21 protein-coding genes are annotated in these 20,778 nt (G+C 36.0%); 13 read left to right on the top strand and 8 right to left on the bottom strand.

Annotated elements, in window-relative coordinates; all coding sequences use genetic code 11:
* Nucleotides 1-102 precede the first annotated feature (102 nt).
* From ACL8WY_RS00645 to ACL8WY_RS00630, 4 genes are read right to left on the bottom strand one after another with little or no spacing between them, the layout of a single operon-like run.
* Nucleotides 103-1,230: an MBOAT family O-acyltransferase gene (locus ACL8WY_RS00645; RefSeq protein ID WP_436516321.1), complete on the bottom strand. Its 1,128-nt coding sequence runs from the start codon at nt 1,228-1,230 to the stop codon at nt 103-105.
* Complete coding sequence (locus tag ACL8WY_RS00640; RefSeq protein ID WP_436516320.1) at nt 1,211-2,101, bottom strand: hypothetical protein; 891 nt, start codon at nt 2,099-2,101, stop codon at nt 1,211-1,213. The genes ACL8WY_RS00645 and ACL8WY_RS00640 overlap by 20 nt, the downstream gene beginning before the upstream one ends.
* Nucleotides 2,098-3,924 carry a class I adenylate-forming enzyme family protein gene (locus ACL8WY_RS00635; RefSeq protein ID WP_436516319.1) on the bottom strand — a complete coding sequence of 609 codons (1,827 nt, stop codon included), beginning with the start codon at nt 3,922-3,924 and terminating at the stop codon, nt 2,098-2,100. Before ACL8WY_RS00635 ends, ACL8WY_RS00640 begins: the two co-directional genes overlap by 4 nt.
* A complete protein-coding gene (locus ACL8WY_RS00630; RefSeq protein WP_436516318.1) occupies nt 3,924-6,635 on the bottom strand; it encodes an AMP-binding protein in 2,712 nt (903 codons plus the stop codon). Before ACL8WY_RS00630 ends, ACL8WY_RS00635 begins: the two co-directional genes overlap by 1 nt.
* Before the next feature lie 372 nt (nt 6,636-7,007).
* Here ACL8WY_RS00630 and ACL8WY_RS00625 point away from each other — a divergent pair, with 372 nt between their 5' ends.
* From ACL8WY_RS00625 to ACL8WY_RS00580, 10 genes are all read left to right on the top strand, one after another.
* The gene (locus ACL8WY_RS00625) at nt 7,008-7,709 is read left to right on the top strand and encodes a hypothetical protein (RefSeq protein WP_436516317.1); all 702 of its coding nucleotides are present in this window, start codon (nt 7,008-7,010) and stop codon (nt 7,707-7,709) included.
* Nucleotides 7,710-7,736: 27 nt separating this feature from the next.
* Complete coding sequence (locus ACL8WY_RS00620; protein WP_436516316.1) at nt 7,737-8,789, top strand: acyltransferase family protein; 1,053 nt, start codon at nt 7,737-7,739, stop codon at nt 8,787-8,789.
* A 143-nt stretch (nt 8,790-8,932) separates the two neighbouring features.
* Complete coding sequence (locus ACL8WY_RS00615; RefSeq protein WP_436516315.1) at nt 8,933-9,679, top strand: sulfotransferase domain-containing protein; 747 nt, start codon at nt 8,933-8,935, stop codon at nt 9,677-9,679.
* 2 nt (nt 9,680-9,681) lie between these two features.
* Entirely contained in the window at nt 9,682-10,362 is a 681-nt protein-coding gene (locus tag ACL8WY_RS00610; RefSeq protein ID WP_436516314.1) for a glycosyltransferase family 2 protein, read from the top strand.
* Nucleotide 10,363: 1 nt separating this feature from the next.
* Nucleotides 10,364-11,434, top strand: a complete 1,071-nt coding sequence (locus ACL8WY_RS00605; protein ID WP_436516312.1) for a hypothetical protein — start codon at nt 10,364-10,366, stop codon at nt 11,432-11,434.
* Nucleotides 11,431-13,083: an ABC transporter ATP-binding protein gene (locus tag ACL8WY_RS00600; RefSeq protein WP_436516311.1), complete on the top strand. Its 1,653-nt coding sequence runs from the start codon at nt 11,431-11,433 to the stop codon at nt 13,081-13,083. Before ACL8WY_RS00605 ends, ACL8WY_RS00600 begins: the two co-directional genes overlap by 4 nt.
* Before the next feature lie 78 nt (nt 13,084-13,161).
* The gene (locus tag ACL8WY_RS00595) at nt 13,162-13,548 is read left to right on the top strand and encodes a PqqD family protein (protein WP_436516310.1); all 387 of its coding nucleotides are present in this window, start codon (nt 13,162-13,164) and stop codon (nt 13,546-13,548) included.
* 2 nt (nt 13,549-13,550) lie between these two features.
* Nucleotides 13,551-14,264 (top strand): glycosyltransferase family 2 protein, encoded by a 714-nt coding sequence (locus ACL8WY_RS00590; RefSeq protein WP_436516309.1) that lies wholly within the window; start codon nt 13,551-13,553, stop codon nt 14,262-14,264.
* Nucleotides 14,254-14,928 (top strand): glycosyltransferase family A protein, encoded by a 675-nt coding sequence (locus tag ACL8WY_RS00585; protein ID WP_436516308.1) that lies wholly within the window; start codon nt 14,254-14,256, stop codon nt 14,926-14,928. Before ACL8WY_RS00590 ends, ACL8WY_RS00585 begins: the two co-directional genes overlap by 11 nt.
* A 7-nt stretch (nt 14,929-14,935) precedes the next feature.
* Nucleotides 14,936-16,084 carry a nucleotidyltransferase family protein gene (locus ACL8WY_RS00580; protein WP_436516307.1) on the top strand — a complete coding sequence of 383 codons (1,149 nt, stop codon included), beginning with the start codon at nt 14,936-14,938 and terminating at the stop codon, nt 16,082-16,084.
* Between the two features lie 6 nt (nt 16,085-16,090).
* Here ACL8WY_RS00580 and ACL8WY_RS00575 read toward each other — a convergent pair whose 3' ends face one another.
* The gene (locus ACL8WY_RS00575; protein ID WP_436516306.1) at nt 16,091-17,095 is read right to left on the bottom strand and encodes a Gfo/Idh/MocA family protein; all 1,005 of its coding nucleotides are present in this window, start codon (nt 17,093-17,095) and stop codon (nt 16,091-16,093) included.
* A gap of 186 nt (nt 17,096-17,281) precedes the next feature.
* Between ACL8WY_RS00575 and ACL8WY_RS00570 the strand changes: the two genes are divergently transcribed.
* The 3 genes from ACL8WY_RS00570 (at nt 17,282) to ACL8WY_RS00560 (ending at nt 18,769) form a co-directional block, all read left to right on the top strand.
* Nucleotides 17,282-17,794 carry a hypothetical protein gene (locus tag ACL8WY_RS00570; RefSeq protein WP_436516305.1) on the top strand — a complete coding sequence of 171 codons (513 nt, stop codon included), beginning with the start codon at nt 17,282-17,284 and terminating at the stop codon, nt 17,792-17,794.
* Nucleotides 17,795-17,802: 8 nt separating this feature from the next.
* On the top strand, nt 17,803-18,240 hold the full coding sequence (locus ACL8WY_RS00565) for a PAS domain-containing protein (protein WP_436516304.1): 438 nt from the start codon (nt 17,803-17,805) through the stop codon (nt 18,238-18,240).
* Between the two features lie 133 nt (nt 18,241-18,373).
* A complete protein-coding gene (locus ACL8WY_RS00560) occupies nt 18,374-18,769 on the top strand; it encodes a DUF1987 domain-containing protein (RefSeq protein ID WP_436516302.1) in 396 nt (131 codons plus the stop codon).
* A 21-nt stretch (nt 18,770-18,790) separates the two neighbouring features.
* Here the strand turns inward: ACL8WY_RS00560 and ACL8WY_RS00555 are convergent, their stop codons facing one another.
* The 3 genes from ACL8WY_RS00555 to ACL8WY_RS00545 form a co-directional block, all read right to left on the bottom strand.
* A complete protein-coding gene (locus ACL8WY_RS00555) occupies nt 18,791-19,237 on the bottom strand; it encodes a hypothetical protein (protein WP_436516301.1) in 447 nt (148 codons plus the stop codon).
* Nucleotides 19,238-19,382: 145 nt separating this feature from the next.
* Nucleotides 19,383-19,781, bottom strand: a complete 399-nt coding sequence (locus tag ACL8WY_RS00550; protein ID WP_436516300.1) for a DoxX family protein — start codon at nt 19,779-19,781, stop codon at nt 19,383-19,385.
* A 48-nt stretch (nt 19,782-19,829) separates the two neighbouring features.
* Complete coding sequence (locus ACL8WY_RS00545) at nt 19,830-20,693, bottom strand: LytR/AlgR family response regulator transcription factor (protein WP_436516298.1); 864 nt, start codon at nt 20,691-20,693, stop codon at nt 19,830-19,832.
* Nucleotides 20,694-20,778: the final 85 nt, after the last annotated feature.

Raw genomic sequence — 20,778 nt, 5'->3', positions numbered from 1 at the left:
GAAGACTAATAATCCTAAAGAAACATACCAAAGCACAATTCCGATTTTGGCTAATTTCTCACCTAAATATGTTCTTAAAAATTGGTACATTTTTTACAATAGCTAAAATCCAAGTAATATTCTAAATGCATTTAGAGATGCTTCTATGGATGTTTCTTTCACCCAAATAAAGCTTATGATTACAAAATTAAATGTTACAAACATCGCTATTCCATCATAAAGCTTAAGCGCAACTCCTTGAAATGCGATTTTCACATATCTGTTGTATAAATTCCAAATAACAATACCGAGTCCATGAAATGAAGCCCAGAGGATATATCGCGGGGATATTTCATGCCAGAGTCCTAATACCAGCATAGAAATGAGAATAGCAATTGTCGGAAGGCGTGTGGAAGAGGCGATTGGAGTGAAAATATAATCTCTACACCATTGAGATAATGAAATGTGCCATCTCTTCCAAAAATCATTTATGTTGGCTGCTAAAAATGGATAGTTGAAGTTTTCCATCAAGCGTATCCCCAATAGCATTGAAAACCCGATCGCTATATCTGAGTAACCTGCAAATTGCATATATGAATTACCAGAATATCTCAGGCAGTCCAGATAGTTTGCTAACCATTCATGGTCATCGGAAATGTTGGATATATAGTTTGCCAGTTTTGCTGAGAATAAATAGTTACCTAAAACTATGATTTTTACCAATCCATATAAAATGCGCTCAAGTCCTGCTGAAAATAATTGAGAATCCCACCTCCTTCGCTTGATTTCCTTCACCCAATCTTCAACTCTAATGATTGGGCCAACGATAATTACTGGTAGATAAAACATGTAAGAAAGAAACAAACTGTAGGTCAGATTTTTCAGATTGCCTTTATACACTTCTATTACATAGTGTAATAGTCTAAAAATGTAAAAAGACATTCCAAGAGGAAGCGCGGCACTGAACATACCTTGTTCAAGTGTTGCTCTTAACTTAAATGCTGTAAACACTATTGTTAGACAAGCGATAAGGACAATAATCAAATAATGATACCTATATGCTTTTCGAGAAAGAAACCATGTCATTGTACTTGAAATGATCAAGATCGCACAGGACAAGAAATCGAAATAGCCAATAAATAGCAAGCATGAAAATCCTATTATGCTCAGTTGATACTTTTCTCTGCTAACCCATATCAAAATCACTACGAAGAATGAAAATCCAATGAAACTAAAGAGATCTTGCATCATTGATTTTATCAGCTAATTGAGTTAGATGAAATTGGTGGAGCGTTTCGATGAACCATTTAGTGTATATATCTTCTCCCATATTATTCATATGACTTCTATCATAGTAAAATTTATGTGGCATTGGTCTTTCAAACCAGAAGACTGAAAAGTTGCTTAGAGCTTGTTCTTGTTTAAACAAGGAGGCATATTTTGAGGTATTTCTAACAGAATCCAATTTTCTCTCAATGGTAATCGGCAAAGGTATGTGCAGGATAATTGTTTTACGGTTTAGCCTTTTAATAAAGTCACTTAGTGTGTTGTCCATGCTTCTTACTCGTTTTGCAGGTAATATCCCTTGGTGACCTTTTAAGGTTGAATCGCCAATGTCGCAATTTGCTGAGTTTGCCATCTTTTTTAGATAGGCCGTATTATCATATAGTGCTTTTAAATGCCAAAAAAGTTGAATGTCGTTCTGTAAACCAAGGGAGTATAGGGTTCTCTTTCGGTTGAAAAAAGAAATGGATTCTTGTATGATAATGTAGGTCGGATCGTAGCTGTTAATCTTATCCATCAAAAATTTATTTTGCGAGTAATCTTCGAGCATGCCAGAACCTCTTGTAATCTTCACAAATGAATAATTAACGTTGCTGTCATTTTGATTGGCCATACGGGAAAGCACATCTGGATCACTTATACTTTCTTTAATATGCGAAGATCCCAATAAGACTACTTTCACACCTCCATCAGTTGCTACAGCATTATCAAAGGCGACTTCAACTGATTTGTTAAAAAGTGACCGACGAATGTCACTTTTAAAATGGTATAAAGTCAAAACGGTGGTGGCTAGAATCGTAACTGTAATCACCCACAATCGCAAGGGCGGATACTTCATTGATTTTCTAGTTTTTTAGATACTATTGATATCGCTGATGATATACTTGTAATGTTCATGATGTCACGCGTATTGAGTTCTATTTTGTAAGATTTTTCAATCTCAGTCGCAAAGTGCAAATGCTCAAGTGAATTCCATCCTTGAATCGAATGAGATGGGGCGTTTATTCTGTCCTCAGAAATAGTTGTTCCAAAACACTCATTAGCTATTTTAAGCATGTTCTCTTTGAGTGGTGTTTCCGCATCACCAATCTCTCTAAAATCCATTTCAACTACAGCAGCTCTTACTTGCTCAATTTTCACTTTGCCCGATTTCCCTCTTGGAAATTGGCTTAAAAAATGAATCTGATCTGGTACATTAACCTGGTGCATGTAGTCTCTGCAGTGCTGAATAACATCCTGAGCAGTAAGAGTTGATGATGAAGATTTGACTATCACGGCAATCGTCTTTTCACCCCACACATCATCTGACTCACCATATACAAATGCTTCATCTATATCAGAATGAAGCATAAGTATTTCAATAACTTCTTCAGGGTAGACATTTACACCTCCCTTAACGATTACGTTTTTCTTACGTCCCTTAATGTAAAAGAAACCTTCTTTGTCCCTGGAAACTAAATCACCAGTATGGAACCATCCATTTTCATCTGGATTTTCAGAGGCCGTCAAATAAGATTTCATAATATTATCGCCTCTCAGGAGGAGTTCACCTATTTGACCTTCTCTTACCGGGTTCTCATTCTCATCCACAATAGAGACCTCTATGTCTACTGGTTTTCCAATTGAACCTATTCTCCAGGTGTCATCAGAAGGTCCGCAAAAAAAGCCTCCTGCAACAGATTCTGTGAGTCCATAGACATTGACAACACGGACATTGAATCTTTTCATGAAGTTACTCCAGATCGATTTATCTAAATGACCTGCGCTTGAAATGACATATTTGAAATGTTCAGTATCAAAGCTGTCACTTAAAGTCATACCAAATTGATTGATAAATGAGAGCATTGTTGGGACACTAAAAAAATGAGAAACCTTGTATTTGTAAAAGGAGTGCAATAGTTCTTCAATCCTAGGAACCTCAAAGAGAAATGGTCTAGACAGAGTAATCTTATTATAAAATGCTAAAAATGGTCCCTGGAATAATCCATCGACATGATATAAAGGCAGAATATTAGAAATGACAGATTTTTCTTCAATCTCATACTGCATGGATAATGTTGCTAAATGCGCCAAAAGGTTTCCATGTGTAAGAACAACACCTTTAGGATTGGAGGTGGTCCCTGAAGTAAAAATAATTACCGCATATTGTTGCATTGGGAACTCTGACAAATTCAAGTTAGAATCAAGGGTTGATAGTAGACTATTAAGCGTTTGGTTCTCTTCCGAATCATGTTTCTTTTTAAGAAGCTTCTTCAGAAGAGCCCCTTTTTTTTCAGGCTCATTATCAAGTCCAACTACAAGTTTGTAGTCGCGAAGATCCCACAATGAAACATTTTCTTTATTAACGAAGCACCCCTGTATTCTTGAGGATTCAATTATGGATTTGGCTCGTCTCGATTTAGTATCCGGCTCAATTAGTACTGCTGTCGCTCCATTAAGGATTAGACTAAAAGTGACGCAAAACATATCATAGTCGTTGCTTATGGATACGAGTATTCGATCACCTGGGACTACCCCGTTTTGATTCAGAAGTGTTGTGATTTTACCAATTCTTTCAATAAAACTCCCGTAGTTATAAGAATTATTTTCAGACACATAAAAAATCTTCCTTGTTACGGGTTCGATTACATCATTTTCTAAGAGGTCTTTGAAGTTTTTCATCAATTTGCTGCTTGCAGTTTACCAACCAGTGCCTTTTTATCAATCTTGCCTCGACTATTGACTGGAAATTTCGCAATAAATTCCATGAACATTGGGCTTTTCCACTTTCCGAGCTGATTGCTTACGTGAACTCTCAGATTATCTTTTAAATCACTATTATGATCAGATTTAAGTATTATAAATGCAACTAACTGTTCAATTTCATGATGATCTATAGGACATACTACAACATCTTCAACTTCTTCGTGAGATAATATGCAATCTTCTACCTCAGATAGGTAGGTAATATTGCCAGTTGGATCTTTTACAATCTCCCTCTCTCTAGCTTTTAAGAAAAAGAATCCATTCTTGTCTTGTGTAGCAAGATCTCCTGTGTATAGCCAGCCATTCTTGATTTGTAAGTTAGATTGATCTTGATCATTGAAGTATCCAGTCATAAGTCGATCGTTAAAAATCCTAAGGCGACCCACCTCATCAAAATCTAGTATTTGATCATTATCATCAACGATTTGTGTGGCAGAGTCTATAGAGACACCAATTGAACCATATTCGCTATAGGCGGTACCGGGATATTCTCCAATGCAAAGACCTGTAGTCTCAGTTAATCCATAATAATTATAGATTCTTAGTCCATAACATTTTTCAAAATCGCTGGCTAGTTTTTTGGTCAGTTTTCCCCCAGTGCATATTACTTGTCGCAATGATTTGAGATCACCTCTAATTTTTTCGCCCAATTGAACTAATTGATTTATAAGTGCCGGTGTGGCAGACAGCAGAGTTACTTTGTTTTTTCTTATTGCTTCAATAATTGAAAAAACCTGATTATTCTCATTAAAATCTGTCACCACCACAGTTGTTCCTGAAAATTGGGTAGCTACCGCCACATTTCGCAAGCCGCTCATTGAATCCAACTCTGTAACCATAATTAGTCGATCCTCATGAGTCCATCCGTAGATCTCTGAAAATAACTGACCACTTCTGTAAAGTGCTCCATGGCTTAGTCTGATTCCCTTTGGCTTCCCGGTTGTTCCTGATGTATACAGAATTGCGGCATTTGAGTCTGACGAAACTTGATAATTCGAGATTTCACTCTCAGAAGTCTCACCCTCCATCCAATGAGAAAATGAATCACTTTTCTTTCCATCAAATCTTTCATCATCAAAGAAAATAACATTGTCAACAAACTGATTACTCAACTCTAGGTAAGTATTAGAATCGACATAAATGAGAATAGGCATTAGTTCTTCAAGAAGTTCACATTTAGCCTTAGATGGTAGTTCTGTATTGAGAATACAAACCTCTACCCCTATTTCAACAGCTGCCCAAAATACAAGTAGAGCTTCGAAATGAGGCTTGGAGCTTATGGCAATATTGTCACCGGCTTTCATTCCAGCAGCAGCTAGTCTTCCTTGTATTTGATTGATTAAGTAAATGGTATCATTTCGGGAAAGCTCACTTTCATCTATATCATTAATAATTACATGACTATTCCATCGAGGATCTGCATTTGACCTAAGGTTTTGCAAAGTGTGCTCCTCAATATTCGTAGTCTTTTTAGCCGAATGAAACGCTTGCAGGTTTTTAGCGTCTCGAGATAAAGGCAGCACATGAATGATTTCTATAGATGCAAGTTCTAGAATTTCACTAACAAACTCGTCTTCCTCTATTTTAATTAGTTCAACGATCTCTTTATTAGAATAATTATGATTAGCCAAATAGAGAATCTTTGTTTGAATATCTGACAGTTGAAAGTTATGAGCACTTTTTATCTTCTTATGATAAATGGGGTGTCTGTCCAACATTTCACCTACGACTCCATTTAAATAATCTTTGTCAAGTTTTACAATTCCATTATTAAGATTGATGTCCAAATAGGGATTGGTAAGTATGAATTGATTTAAAATATTCTGAAATTCTAATTGGTATGGTTCGAGCTCAAACCCACCAAGTTTTTTGGGTATAGCTGCAATAATTGCGTTATAGTCTTTTGTATTGGGATCATTTTTGAGAATTTCTGGTTTGTCCAATGCAAACATTCTAGGTTCAGAGTTTACATAAGCCTCCATTTCTTTATCCATAAGAAAGGATTTAAAATATCTTTCATAGTCTGTTCCGTGCAATTGTTTTTCTCCTCGTTCGAAAAAGGGATCCGGTGAAGAGTTTGTTAAATGTATATGTGGAAAAACTACAACACCATCAGTCTTCACAACGCGAAATAACTCCGGCACCAAGGTTGATTGATCATACCTATGTAGTGTGTCAAGCCCGTAGACAAGTTTAATCGAGCGACTTTTTAATGGTAATTTCTTGTTAATATTAGTGAAAATAATGCGTGCGTTTGATGGTTTTCTTTCAGGTGAAAACCAATAATCAAAACCCTGATATCCTAGCACATCCTTATCCCCTTCCCAAATGGATATTACTTCCTGCTCCGGAAACATGGCTGCAAGAAAGAAAGTACTCCAACCTGTCCTACACCAAGTATCGAGAATGACATCATCGGGTTTAAGTACTTCATCCTTAAGCTTCTTTATAAATGGATAAAACGCTCTTGAGGATTCATTGAATGGCTGGAACGCAGAATATGGATCCACCAATTTTTTAGATAATTTTTGTTCGATAAAATTGGTGTAACTAGGCCTCTTTCTATGTATCTCCTCCTTAAAATTTATAGAAGGTTCATCAGGGTATTCACCTAGTGAAATATCCATTTCGGTGAAATATGTAATTCCATTAACGACCGGAATATAGGTGGCACACCTTTGACATTTCAGAAATCCATCATTTTCATTGTTGATGAGGCGATGGGGCAATAAGTCTTTTGAGCAATTGGGGCAGCAAAAAAGCATTTAACAAAATTGTGGTGAAATTTTAAGTAGTATAAAGAGGAATCATATATCCCAATTTTATAAATCTAAAATTAGATTCAATTTTTATAATCTTATTCATATTCAGAAAATTGATTGAGCAAACTATATCAATTTTCTATTATTCGAATTACTGACACTATCATCGGCCTTAACAATCTATTGAAAAGTCAACATTTGATTCCCCTATCTTTGACAGAGGGTCATCAAAATCTTGTGGAATCACATCAAACAAATTCTCATTGGAAAGTTCTAAACCTCTTATTTGGTCTGGGAACGTCTGTCTGGATTATTCTTTTAATTTTTTTTAAACAAACAGCATTCGATCTGGTAGACGAAGATGGGGTTGTAGAGTGGCTACAGGTAATCTTGTTTTTTGTTTCAGCTGTTTTACTTCTGAGGCTGAGCTGTTTTCATTACAAGCTGGAATTAGAAATATGTGTAGGTTACTTCTTTCTTGGTTTAGGCCTATTGTTTATTTGCGGAGAGGAATTAAGCTGGGGTGAACGTTTACTTTCTACCAATTATTTGGAATCACTAAGGCAATACAATGCCCAAAATGAAACCAACCTGCATAACCTATTTCCATTCCAGCGGTACAGACATTGGCTGTTAATAATTTTCGGTTTTGCGGGACTTTTATATGCTCAGTTTGTTATTAAAACGGAGCTGCACAAAACTGTTCGAGTATTTCAACCCACAAAACGTCTCTCATTTCTCCTTATACTCATTCTGCTCTCCGGTATAGCTCCTGAGATTGGGTACTTCATTCGAAGTATCAGCAGCTTTCCGGATCAGGCATATCAAACACATTTGAAGTTTGCCAGATCAACCGAAATAGGAGAATTTTTCATATCGATAACCACATTGATATACGCAATCTCTAAATTCAAGAGGTTTAAATCATCTAGACAGTAGTCTTTAACTGAAAAATTTTAAATCCAGATGAAACGTTTACCTAGTTTAAATGGATTAAGAGGCATCAGTATTCTAATGGTGGTATTTTCCCATCTGGTTTATAATAACCATTTGGATATATATGATTTTGACCTTAGGTGGATCAACTTAATGTTTCGTCCACTTTACGACGGCCAATTAGGAGTAAATATATTTTTCGTTATTTCAGGCTTCCTTATTACCAAGATCTTGATTCAAGAAAATGAAACGGAAGGAAGAATCTCAATACGAAAATTTTATACGAAAAGAATCCTCCGAATTTTCCCGGCATATTATTTCCTCTTGTTTTCATATTTCATTTTACAAAGTCTAAATCTGATTTATATTGATCCAAAGGCATGGTTAACTGCCATCACATATACAGAATACTTTAATCATGATCTAGATATTCTGACCGGGCATGCTTGGACATTGAGTGTTGAGGAACATTTCTATTTGCTGTGGCCCTTGGCTTTTACTCGGAGTAAAAAATTCCAAAAGAAACTCGCAATTTTCATAATCATATTGGTTCCTTTAATCAGGGTCTTTGATCATTTTTATCAGATATCATTTATCCATCATTACTCCATTTTCTATCGCTTGGATGCTATCGCTTTCGGATGCCTGGTGGCTTTATACCTTAAAGAAATCATTGAATTAGTTCAGCCGTATTGGAAATACATTTTCCCTGTTTCGTTAATTATGCTAGTTACCTTTAGGATAGGTGTTGTTGCACTGGATCGAATTGGACTTGGCTTTTTGTGGATACCTTTTGGAAAGACAAGTGGGACATTGGCTAATTTGTTGATATCATTGATCCTATTATACTCTGTATATGGTCCACAGAAATCATGGTTCAAGTTCCTGAATAGTAACATTTTAACTAACGTGGGAATCTATTCGTACAGCATCTATCTATGGCAACAATTTTTTCTAAGTAATAAATACGATTATTGGTTTGTGAAATTTCCACAAAACCTTGTCTTTCTTTTCATGCTAAGCATCATTTCTTTTAATCTGATAGAAAAACCATTCTTGAAGCTCAAATCACGATTCAATTGACCTTAAGCTAAAAAACCTACATTGTTGTTTGTTACATTTGGTAAAGATTCACAATAAATCCGCCTGATTTGGTATGCTATTTTGGTCATCATAGGTCTAGTTCCAGCTATATTAGATCTATTCTCGAAACAATATCTGTGGTGATGGGCCGTACCACCCATGCGATTCATAATCTCGAAGAGTATGCGCCCAGCAAACAAATAGATACCCTAATTGTAACAAATAGCAGCATCGCATATTTAGAGCAAATTGATTTCAATCGTGCATTTCATGTCATACGCGATCCTCGAGATATTGTAGTGTCGTCATATTTTTCCCATCTAGTCAGTCATAAAACTGATATTTGGAAAGATCTCTTAAGTCACAGGGAGCAATTGAAAAATCTATCGAAAGAAGAAGGATTGATCTTTGAAATTGAAGATTGTAGAAAGCAACAATTTATAGATATGGCAAATTGGAACTACAATCAGCCTCAAATACTAGAATTAAAGTTTGAAGACTTTTTTGCTGATTTGGATAACCAGTGGAGGATTATATTGGAGCATTTGGGGTATAATGTAAAAGATGGAGAAGCTCCACTCATAAGAAAACTCATTTCGCACTATAACAGGCTGGTTTTAAAATTGAATGAGAAATTTCACACTAAAGCATACAGCTTATACTTTGATAATTTCATTTTTAATAGCCAAGTAGATCAAATACTGAAACGCAAAAACTATTTTGAACGAGGTGGAAGAAAAGCAGGAAGTGAAGACATAAGTCATCACTACAGAAAAGGGATTTCTGGTGATTGGAAAAACCATTTTTCAGAGCCAATCAAAGAGTGTTTCAAGAGCAATTGGGGTGAGTTGTTGATAAATTTGGGATATGAAGAAGATATGAATTGGTGAGCATGCATGAAACTAAAGTCAGTGTTATTGTTCCAGTCTATAATGGCGAACGTTTTATTGAGAAATGCCTTGAGAGTGTACTAAACCAAACCTACCCAGCATCCGAAATTATTGTAGTTAATGATGGATCAACCGATAGTAGCTTTGAAATTATCGAATCCATGCCTGATATAACCTGCATCAACACAGAAAATAAAGGAGTTGCTGCTGCTCGCAACACAGGGATCGACCATTGTAAAGGTGACTGGATCAGCTTTATTGATCAGGACGATTTGTGGACCGCAAACAGTATGGAATCAAAAGTCACAATGACACATCAAAACCCTAATACAAGTTTGGTCATTGGTAAGCAAAAATGGTTTTTGGATGGGCTGAACTCAATCCCTTCTTGGGTTAAACAAGAGCAAATGGAGACCGAATTAGATGGTTATCTCCTAGGCTGTTCATTGATTAAAAAAAATCTGTTTGAAACATACGGTCAATTTGATTCATCATTCCGGTTTTGCTCAGATTTTGACTGGTTTTTCAGATTAAAAGATGACGGTATTGAGTTCAAACAAGTAAACGATATCGTGCTAATGAAAAGAATACACGCCGAAAATGAATCGAGACATGCAGAAGAATCACTAAAGGAGCTATCAAGAGCTATTTTCAACTCTATCAAAAGAAAAAGGAAAAACTGAAATGACAGCAGAAGCCTATTACAACATCCTGAAAGCAAAGTATCAGGAAGCCTCAAAAAATGTTGAGATTATTAGAAAAGTCATTGTAGTTGGTGAGTTAGAAATCGTATTGTCCTTTGCTGGAAGTTCGCTCGTACCAACATTTTTCAAAGCTTTTGATCATCTTGAAAAAGGTGACGAAACACAACAAAATAAATCAATTCACTTATACTTTTGGGATTCGGAAAGTACGAATTCTGAATTGGTTGATGACACTCCTTGGAAAGGTAGCATCAGACATCACCTGGGACTTATTGAGTCTTGGACGAATGAAAATATTCACACTCTGCAACAGCCTGGATCTGAGGCTATCTACATGTTCAACAAAAATGCAAATGAGGGAATATATTGGGTAAGCTCTGTTTCAAAAATTCCATTCTGGGAGTCTGATTTTCCATTACGTATGATTTTCCACTGGTGGTTGATTGACTCATCGTATCAACCGATTCATGCAGGGGCTGTCGGAAAAGAAAGTGGCGGCTTATTACTTGTTGGTAAGGGCGGTTCCGGTAAGTCAACCTCTACACTTTCTTGTCTCAATTCTAATTTGAAAATTGCTGGCGATGATTATGTATTATTAGATTCAAATCTAAATTTGGCCTATAGCCTTTTTTCACTGAGTAAGCTTAATCATCGGTCCATTCGGCTTTTGAACAATAAAGAACTTAACCTCGATTCGCTTCCACCACCCATTGAAGATAAATACAGAATAAAGTTGTATCCGAAGTTTGAAAATGCGCTAATAGAGAAGATACCCATCAAAGCAATACTTCTCCCCACCGTGACAACAAATAGAGAAACTAAGATTGTTGAATGTAGCTCGGCTCAGGCAATGATTGCTTTGGCTCCCACTACCCTGTTTCAACTTCCGGGATATAGAGAAAAATCCTTTATCAAAATGTCCAAATTTATCAAGCAAATCCCTTCATTTCATTTGTATTTAGGAGCTGATTTCAACAAGCTTCCTAACTTGCTTGAAAACTTTATCGACTCGTTGACCAGAGATCATAAAACTGTTGCAGGTAGCAAATGATGGATTCGTTAATATATAAATACCTGACTAAATATGTCATTAAGAATAAGTTTATCCTGGTATATGCATTTGCAATATCTATTGCACAATCGCTATTGCTAATACCAACATTATACTACATCAAAAAGATTTTTGACAACAGTATTCCAAACAAAAATATGGATGATCTGATCTTCAATTCGATCATGATCTTCGTATTGACAGTACTTCAGAGCCTAATGGGATATGGCTATAAAAACTTGTTTCTAAAAGTGGTAAAGAAATCAACAAGTATTCTTCAAAAAGATGTATTGAAGCATCTAATATATTCAGACAAAAGGTTTTATGATACCGCCGATCATGCCAAAATGATTAACTCTACAGTTTCTGATGTAGACAAAGTGGATCGGATGACAGACGGAATTTTGTCAGTAGCTATTCCACAGTTTACATTATTTGCACTCGGTATTATAATAATGATTGTATATAATCCCATCATTGGCTTGGCTTGCTTGCTGCTGGGAGGCATAGGTTTTATGATTCAAAAATCAGCCAGAAAATCAATCATTTCTTTCATAAAAAACTACAGAGACTCTATCGATAACCTAACCAACTACGTAACCTTTCTGCCCAAAAAATTCATTCTCATAAAACTCAGGAACTACGAAGCAAAAGAGCATGCATACGCAGGAGAAGCAAGTGACACGGCAATTGATTCGGGTAAAAATGCAGCAAAAAAAGGGCTTGAAAAGCAAACGCTTCAAGATTTAATTATTAACATCTCGGCAATTTTTTTAATTGTACTTGGCTCATTCCAAATTCTCATTGACACGGCATCATATGGAAATATTTTTGGACTATATTTTTTGATTGTATTCATAAGGCGAAGTGCCTATAATATTCAATCTCAATGGATTTCAATTCAGGAAGGTAAGGTCTCGATTCGCCGAATATTCGAATTACTTTCATCTCCTCTCCCAACATCCAACAATCAAGCAAATACGGATTTTGTTTTCGATGGAAGTTTGTCTGCAAAAAATATTGTATTTGGATATGGGAAACAAAAAGTTCTGAACGGTGTGAGTTTCAATATCCTTAAAGGTGAAGTTGTAACAATAAGCGGTGCGAATGGATCAGGAAAGAGCTCACTTGTAAATATAATCTTGGGATTGTACCCTCCAGAATCTGGACAATTACTTGTAAATGGAGTAAACTATACCGATTTGGATATAGGTAAGCTAAGAGAATACATTGGCTATGTTCCGCAAAATCAAATTCTCGTTAATGGAACAATTAAATCGAACCTAACTTATGGTTTAGCTCAATCAAACACCGCTTATCAGGCAAAATTGGAAACTTCTGAACTCTTCAAACATCTAATGATGGGCTTCAAAGATGGGCTGAATACAGAAGTAGGCCTAGATGGAAAAAATCTTTCAAATGGGCAGATTCAGAGAATTTCCATACTTCGGGCGTTATATTCCGAACCTAGTCTGCTCATCCTTGATGAGCCTACCAATCATTTAGATGCTGAGTCAATTTCTACTCTTATAAAGGAAATAAAACAAGGCTTACAATTAACCATTTTAGTCATTAGCCATCATAAACTTTTCAATGACATTTCAGATAAAATATTTGAACTTGAAAATGGGATACTGCAGCAAAAGTAATTCCCTGATATACGCATTGAGCGTTGCATTTATTTTACCAATGAACGATATTTGATGAACTACTAAAATGAAAGCCTAATGCAAATCCACCCTAAAGTAGTAAGCGATAAATTTGATGACGAAATTGTGGTAGTCAGCTTAGAATCAGGTTTCTACTATAGTTTCCGCAAAACAGCCATGGAAGTGTGGTCTCTCATTCAAAATGGTCATACGACTTCAGAAGTCACATCATCGTTTAATTTATCAGATAGCCAAAAGAAAGAAGTATTGAACTTCCTGGATCAACTAAAAAAAGAAAACTTAGTTGTCGATAATCTAAGTGAGAATAAATCGAATATTGACTTGCCAGAAAAACTTGAATTTGACGATCTCGAGTTTGCGAAGTTTGAGGACATGTCTGACTTGATCATGATTGACCCAATTCATGATAGCAATCAGGAAAAGGGTTGGCCCAATAAAGCTTAAAAATGAAAGTATCAGTGGTAATACCTGTATTTAACGCTCTTAAATACATAGGAGAAGCCATTGAAAGTATTAATGCCCAGACAGCAGGTGTTGAGGAGATAATCTGTGTAGATGATTGCTCTACCGATGATTCAGTGAATTATCTGATAAAATATTTCCCAAATGTTCGGGTAGTAAAAAATAGTACCAATATGGGGCCTTCTCATGCAAGAAATCTTGGAATTAAGGCAGCTGCTGGTGAATTAATTTCATTTTTAGATGCTGATGATAAATGGCCTAAAGATAAAATCCGATGGCAAATTGATGAATTGATGAATGATGAATCGCTAATGCTTGTTGGAGGCAAAACCATTTTATTTTCTGAAGATAACAGTACCCAGTCAGGATCTTTCGAAGAACATTTCAATGTATACCTTGGCTCACTCCTCATTAAAAAAGCCGTATTCAAAAATATTGGTCTTTTTAACGAAAATCTCAAATTAAGTGAAGATCAAGATTGGTTTCTACGTTTACGAGAAGCCGGTGTGCCTCATAAAATAGTAGATAGAGTAGCGCTTGAAAAGAGATCGCACAATACCAATATCACTAAAGATTTAAAGTTTGTGGATAGTGGTTTTATTACCGCGCTGAAGCATTCTTTAGATCGAAGAAGATTATCTGGTGAGCTTTCAAACTTGGACAAAATCCAGATACAGAACACCAGTGATGACAAATAGTTCTTCCAAAATATCAGTAATAATACCCGCATACAATGCAGGAAAATTCATTTCAAAAACATTGAACAGTGTTTTTAGCCAAAGTCTTATCCCGCACGAGGTTATTGTTGTTGATGACGGATCCACTGACAACACGAGTGAAGTCATCAAACAATTTGATGCAAAATATTCTTATCAGAAAAACCAGGGAACAGCAGGCGCATTAAACCATGGAGTACAACTAGCAACAGGCAATGTATATGCCTTTCTAGATCATGATGACATCTGGCAGCCAAATAAACTCTTATTACAAAACAAGGTTCTTGAATCAAAGCCAGAAGTTGACATGGTATTTACTCTTCTTGAAAATATCATTGTCAATGAGACATTAGAAGACTTGGTTGATGTTGATTTAGGACCTGTGAACGGCATACATAAATCCACCTTCATGGTTCGGGAAACCTCATTTCGAAAAATAGGACAATTCTCTACCAGCTGTGGCACTCAAGAATTTCTAAATTGGTTTTCCCATGCTTTAGAGCAAGGTTTGAAAGCTCACACAGTTCAGGAAGTATTGGTTAGCAGAACCATACATGGTTCCAATCAAACCATTTTAAACAAAGAAATGAAGAATGATTTTCCCAAAGTAATTAAGAGTATTCTCGACCGCAGAAGGAAAATTTAGAAAAACAATGAGTCCCTTTCCTGATCAGACGCAAACCCTCCTATTAAAAGCCTGTACATCTCTTAGTGCAAATCAAGCCATCGATTTTTTTGAACAATGGAAAAACTTAATTGATATTGATTTGGAGGGGGCAAACTCAAAAGAACTTGGACTCCCGCAAGTATATGACAGGCTGGATTTCGGCTCGCAAAGACTACTTTCTTTACTTTATTTTAATTTAAAAAGTCACGGGCACGAGGATTATACAATAGGCAAACTCAAAGGATACTTCAAATATGTGTGGCTAAAAAACCAAATAATTAATCAAGATTTAAATCAAATCTTGGAAAAATTTGATACAAAAGGCATTCAAGCAATCGCATTTAAAGGCACGAGTATAGCGCGGTATTATCCACATCTTGGCACAAGACCAACTGTTGATCTTGATTTAGTAGTAAAACAGGAAGATTTAGAGAACATTGCTCCTACATTAATTCAATTGGGCTGGAAAACAGTAGTGTTCCCTGCTCAAATTGAACAGATGAAAGACCTGCTAACTCATGCAATCACTTTAAAAAAGGGAAATAGCGAGTTGGATTTGCATGTTAGATTTTCGCAGTTCTTATTCAAGAAAGAGACCCTATATCATTTTTGGGAGTCCTCAAAGAAAACAGAAACAGGAGTCAGATACCTGTCTTCTCCTCACGAACTGTTTTGTATAATATTGCACGGAATGGTATATAGCCCCATTCCCACAATTAGGTGGGTTGCAGATTCTGTTTTTATTATTAGAACTTTTACTAAAAATGATTGGCAAGAATTGTTGAGTTTAACTCAAAAAGAAAAGTACGGGCTGCTGATCAAAAGAGCATTGAATTTTTTGATAGATGAGCAATTTATTCAGCTACCTAATTATTTAGATTCATCTTTTTTAGCTTTAATACCCACCGATCATCCTTCGCCATACATAAAGATTCATCAACGTAAAAAACAGGCTGATGATTTTAATATATTCAGGAGGCATTATCTTACTGCAACAGCCTTCAGCGATTCATATATAGGTCGTTGGAGATTACTTGCAAAGCATTACAAGATTGTCTGGAATTTACATTCCAATGTAGGGTTAATAACTCATGCTATAAATGTAATTTTTCGAAAATTAGGACTAAAAAAATGACGTTGACTAACTTTTTTCATACTTAACAGGCTCATGATTTCCTGACTTGGCTGAACAATACAAAGCTTCAATAATTGCTAAATCTCGCAGCCCATAATTTCCAGGTACTTTAATTTCCGAATTTCTAATAATCGATAGCGCAAAATCATCCAAATGATTGGCTATTTGATTTGTATCAGGAAAGTTGATCAATTCTACGCCATTAGTCAAAGCTTGCCCGGAAAGCGCAAAAGCATTATTTAGAACATACTCACTTTTTTCGGTTTTTATTTTTAGCCAGTTCTGGTTATCCGAATAGCTAGATTCAAATTTTGCTTCGAACGTTTCAAAATACAAAGTGAAGGAAACAGATTCCTCAACTTCTTTAAAAGCGGAAGTGTTATTGGTATGAATCCTTGCCTCTACGAACTTAGGAATACATTTTGAAATATAACAAGCAGAATATATTCCATAGATTCCAATATCCATAAGTGCACCGCCACCAGATAAACGTTTGTCAAGCCTCCAGTCTGTCATACTAGCCAAGTCAAAAGATAGATTTCCATCTAATTCCTGAATTCCCTCTTTCTCTCCTATTGTCTTTATAAAATCGAAATAGGGATCATAGCACAGCCGATAGCCAATTGATAACCTCACATTATTTTGTTCACAGACTGATATCATTTCAGCACACTCGGAGATATTCAGACCAAGTGGTTTTTCACAAATAATATGCTTTTTTGACTTTGCTGCTCTACAAACAAATTCCAGATGCTTTGAATTTGGCACTGAGACATATACAATATCTATACTGTCGTTATTTGCTATTTCTTCGAGATTGTCATAATTGTAAACGTTATCCTTATCAAGTCCATACTTACGCATCCACATCGAAGCTTTTACAGGAGTTCCAGTTATGACACCTCTTAGCTCACAATTTGCTGAAGACTGAATGGCAGTAGTGACTTGTGTAGTATTAAAACTCCCCAATCCCAGTAAAGCAACCCCCAGTTTTTTTTCTAGTTGATTCATTCAATATATCAGTGCAACTTAATCGAACTCAAAACTATTCTTCATAGAAATATTAAATCATCTTGGAAGTTGAAAGATTAATTGGATAGAATATTCGAACTATAGTTCTTAACAATCGACCAAATTGGTTTTAATTATCACCTAATTCTCCGAAATTGAATGATATTTTTAACCAAAACCTAAATCATGAAGCGTTTACTTACAATTTCTTTCTGCTTATTGTCCTTTTTTTCCTTCGCTCAGGATGAAGATATTGTTGCCACAATAGATGATTTAACTATTAAGTGGGATAAACTAGCAGAATCTCTTCAGAAGTATTCTGGGATGAAATACTACTGCACTTCTGAACAGTATAGAGATAATACAATCAGTCTCTTGGATAAAATCCATCACTATGATACTGTTTTATATAATGTCGTTACAGAAAAGTATGCGGATGTGAAGGACAAAGAAGCAACAGCAACCTTGAAAGATATCCTTACTGTTGAAACAGATTACACTACACCAAATTTCAAAGCATTTCTTAAAGATGAGTGCAAAAGATTCGCTGAAATTGAAGAAAAATATGATAAGTCTAGCGGTTCTCCATACTATAAGGAAGTTGAAAAATTAGAAAAGGAACTGGCCAAGTACGTAATCAATGTAACTAAGCGTATCGACTTGATTGATGAACACGTTCATCATTTAAAATTGGATTAAGAGTAACCATGGATACCCACCTGGACATTGAGCAATTGAATGAAGCCTATCTAAAAAGCAAAGAAGCCTTTCAACAGTTGGTCGATGGCCATGATATTGGTGTTGGAGTCTATAATTCCAACGCCTCTCCACTCATTTGCAATCAAGCTGCCTACGACCTTTTAGGTCTTAGCAAAGAACAATTCATGGGTAATTCAGCAATGGATCCATATTGGAAAGTTACCCATGAAGATGGACGGAAGTTTGAGCAATATGATTTCCCAATAATTGATGTTATAACCAACTATAAGGAAAAAAAAGGGGTAATCATGGGAGTTTCCCGTCCGCTTAAAAATGACAAAGTTTGGCTTGAAGTAAACGCACATCCAATTTTGGATGGAGCAACCATTGACTATGTAATTTGCACTTACAAAAATGTGTCAGAGCAATTTCTTGACCCTATGTGATCAAAATTTATAAGAAGCTTAAAATCTTTGTCAAATCAGAAAGACCACTAAACGAACTTATAGAACTGCTCACCTAAAAGAATACAAGGTTCTCCGAAATTTTTATTCTATTTATACTTGAAGGAAGAAACCAATGGAACCAATCAAGATATACCCTACGAGAAATACACCTGCAGTCTTGCTAGATCCAAACCGAGGAATATTTAAGCTATACGGAAGATCTAGTCCCGAAAATTCCATTCAATTTTACGATCCTCTTAAAGAAGTGATTTCAAATAAGATAAGCGTCGACAAGTTTGATGTTAGAATCAAAATGGAATACTTCAATACAAGCTCTTCCAAATGCATCTATGATATTTTAAAAGAGTTAAAAGCCCTTGAAAATAAAGGTAAGGAGGTGATCATAAGATGGTATTACGAGCAAGACGATGAAGATATGCTAGAAGCTGGAGAAGACTATAGCGATTTACTTGGTCTTAACTTCAGATTTGTTGAGTTTCATCCCAAGGATTACGAAAAAACTGCCTGATCACTTTCTCAATTCTTCCATTTACTTATTAAGCTTTCCCTCTCTCCTATCATCCGGCTTGAATAGGCTGTCGTATATTTCGGCTAGTTTCAATGTTGCTCTATCTGAAAATAGTCCTGACAGTGCGGAAATAGTCAGAACGCCATAAAGATTCAAATCAGTTGCTGATGTATCTCCCGCAAATAATCCGCCACGAAACACTAAATAAAATATTAGAGCCAACGTCATACCTACAATTGGTCTTAAAATATACCACCACATCCAACTCGCCTCGAATTTTCCGTTGCCAACAAAATTGGAAAATGATGTAGTGATATGAACATAACTCCCAAGAAAGCCGGACAGGATGACCAATAGAATAACTCGTTTTTCAGCAGTAACGTTGATATCGTAACCCAAAACTGAGCTAGACTCCCTCCATGTTTGCTGATTCGTAAATTCAGGCCACAATTGATAGATTAAGGCCATTGATAAAATTGGTAGTGTAATTAGAAAAACACCCACTATGGGTTTCAATATCTTTGTTTGATGTGTTGACACGAAAGGTGAGTTTGGCTCAATTAGGTTAAGCTTCAAAACTAATTAATTGCAGTTATACCTTTCCATAGTATTGTCAGTTGTTCGTATTACTGACTTTTTTATAATAGTAGGTCAATTCTTTATCCATTCCGTAAGCAAAAGAGATATATAGAAGTGTCACCATGCTAAACAAAATCCAAATAACATCATCTAGGCTTGTCCCGAAGATGATCCGCGTAGATGCTGCTCCAAGCATGACTGTGGCAAGGACAAACGCTCCGTATTTATTGACTTTCGGAATTAAAATAGCTATTCCTCCCAGGAATTCGAGGACACCAATAAAGTACATGAAGTATAATCCATAACCCCACCTCTCAATGAAGGCAGTGGACCAAAATCCTTCAGCGTCAAACTTTTCCCAGCCGTGCTGAATAAAGGTATTTGCAAAATTGGCTGACATCAAAAACAGTAGAACCTTCTTAAATACATTCATCCTTTTTTAAATTAAAGATGTTTGATTCAGGTGAATTGCGTCATGCTTTCACGCTATTGTGGGGCGAACTGTTTCTAATGTGGGATCAAATACCTGTTCACTTTGCATCGCGATTACTTCTTTGATTTCATCAACCGAAATTTTGTAGCTTCTGCTTGACGTTAAAGGCTTATCATTTATCATGATAATGAGGTATTCCCCATTTCTCCAATGCTTCAACTGTCGAATGAAGTTCCTATTGACAATAGTTGATTTATGTATTCGATAGAAGTCACTTCCAAGTGAAGGTTCCAGCGACTTCAACGTATTGCGCATCCGATACGCCCCTTCAATAGTTGTGAGGTTTAGGTAATTTCCATCTGCCTGCATATACATTATTTCACTACTTGCAATGACATGATAGGCTCCATCATTTGTTCGCAAAGTCAATCTCGAAGATCGTACTCTCTGCCTTTTAAAGAAGTACACAATAAATATGATTGTTAAAATTTTAAAGACAGCCGCAGGTGTTGAAAACAAAACCACCAACCATACATCATTCAGGATTGTAAGAGGGTTTATCTGGATAAGTCCAAGTATGTTTTTAAGACTAAAATCAGCGAGAATATCAAAAACTCTCACAAGCGGACTAAGCAGAATAACGATAGTTAAAAGCTTCAAAAACTTCTTCTTGAGACTCTCCCGACGATAAATCCAGTTTTCAGAATATCGTAAGGCGAAAAAGGTTAGCAATACCCAGCTTATCAACGGAGTGAAGTAGTAGAATGAGATGTCAAATAATTGGTACATATTTGGTGATTCGCCACTATGAATCAAACCCAACCAATTGGAGAAGAAAGTGATCAAAGAAAGGCCTATTCCAATACTAATCGACCATAGATATACTTTCCTATCAGAGCTTTCTTTCTGCATATTGTTAGTCCTCTACTAATGATACTTACACTCTTTTACGCAGGACAAGAAAAATGGATTGAATTCAAACTTTAGTCAAGCCTCT

The sequence above is a fragment of the Ekhidna algicida genome (assembly GCF_051379705.1).
GTDB lineage: Bacteria > Bacteroidota > Bacteroidia > Cytophagales > Cyclobacteriaceae > Ekhidna.
The sequence above is the reverse complement of the archived record's forward strand: the minus strand, read 5'-3'. Positions and strand labels throughout refer to the sequence as shown.

What these genes read in the sequence shown, in the direction of transcription:
- ACL8WY_RS00645 (WP_436516321.1), bottom strand. Translation starts at nt 1,230, where the DNA reads ATGATGCAAGATCTCTTTAGTTTCATTGGATTTTCATTCTTCGTAGTG.
- ACL8WY_RS00640 (WP_436516320.1), bottom strand. Translation starts at nt 2,101, where the DNA reads ATGAAGTATCCGCCCTTGCGATTGTGGGTGATTACAGTTACGATTCTA.
- ACL8WY_RS00635 (WP_436516319.1), bottom strand. Translation starts at nt 3,924, where the DNA reads ATGAAAAACTTCAAAGACCTCTTAGAAAATGATGTAATCGAACCCGTA.
- ACL8WY_RS00630 (WP_436516318.1), bottom strand. Translation starts at nt 6,635, where the DNA reads ATGGATATTTCACTAGGTGAATACCCTGATGAACCTTCTATAAATTTT.
- ACL8WY_RS00620 (WP_436516316.1), top strand. Translation starts at nt 7,737, where the DNA reads ATGAAACGTTTACCTAGTTTAAATGGATTAAGAGGCATCAGTATTCTA.
- ACL8WY_RS00615 (WP_436516315.1), top strand. Translation starts at nt 8,933, where the DNA reads ATGGGCCGTACCACCCATGCGATTCATAATCTCGAAGAGTATGCGCCC.
- ACL8WY_RS00610 (WP_436516314.1), top strand. Translation starts at nt 9,682, where the DNA reads ATGCATGAAACTAAAGTCAGTGTTATTGTTCCAGTCTATAATGGCGAA.
- ACL8WY_RS00605 (WP_436516312.1), top strand. Translation starts at nt 10,364, where the DNA reads ATGACAGCAGAAGCCTATTACAACATCCTGAAAGCAAAGTATCAGGAA.
- ACL8WY_RS00600 (WP_436516311.1), top strand. Translation starts at nt 11,431, where the DNA reads ATGATGGATTCGTTAATATATAAATACCTGACTAAATATGTCATTAAG.
- ACL8WY_RS00595 (WP_436516310.1), top strand. Translation starts at nt 13,162, where the DNA reads ATGCAAATCCACCCTAAAGTAGTAAGCGATAAATTTGATGACGAAATT.
- ACL8WY_RS00590 (WP_436516309.1), top strand. Translation starts at nt 13,551, where the DNA reads ATGAAAGTATCAGTGGTAATACCTGTATTTAACGCTCTTAAATACATA.
- ACL8WY_RS00585 (WP_436516308.1), top strand. Translation starts at nt 14,254, where the DNA reads ATGACAAATAGTTCTTCCAAAATATCAGTAATAATACCCGCATACAAT.
- ACL8WY_RS00580 (WP_436516307.1), top strand. Translation starts at nt 14,936, where the DNA reads ATGAGTCCCTTTCCTGATCAGACGCAAACCCTCCTATTAAAAGCCTGT.
- ACL8WY_RS00575 (WP_436516306.1), bottom strand. Translation starts at nt 17,095, where the DNA reads ATGAATCAACTAGAAAAAAAACTGGGGGTTGCTTTACTGGGATTGGGG.
- ACL8WY_RS00570 (WP_436516305.1), top strand. Translation starts at nt 17,282, where the DNA reads ATGAAGCGTTTACTTACAATTTCTTTCTGCTTATTGTCCTTTTTTTCC.
- ACL8WY_RS00565 (WP_436516304.1), top strand. Translation starts at nt 17,803, where the DNA reads ATGGATACCCACCTGGACATTGAGCAATTGAATGAAGCCTATCTAAAA.
- ACL8WY_RS00560 (WP_436516302.1), top strand. Translation starts at nt 18,374, where the DNA reads ATGGAACCAATCAAGATATACCCTACGAGAAATACACCTGCAGTCTTG.
- ACL8WY_RS00555 (WP_436516301.1), bottom strand. Translation starts at nt 19,237, where the DNA reads ATGGCCTTAATCTATCAATTGTGGCCTGAATTTACGAATCAGCAAACA.
- ACL8WY_RS00550 (WP_436516300.1), bottom strand. Translation starts at nt 19,781, where the DNA reads ATGAATGTATTTAAGAAGGTTCTACTGTTTTTGATGTCAGCCAATTTT.
- ACL8WY_RS00545 (WP_436516298.1), bottom strand. Translation starts at nt 20,693, where the DNA reads ATGCAGAAAGAAAGCTCTGATAGGAAAGTATATCTATGGTCGATTAGT.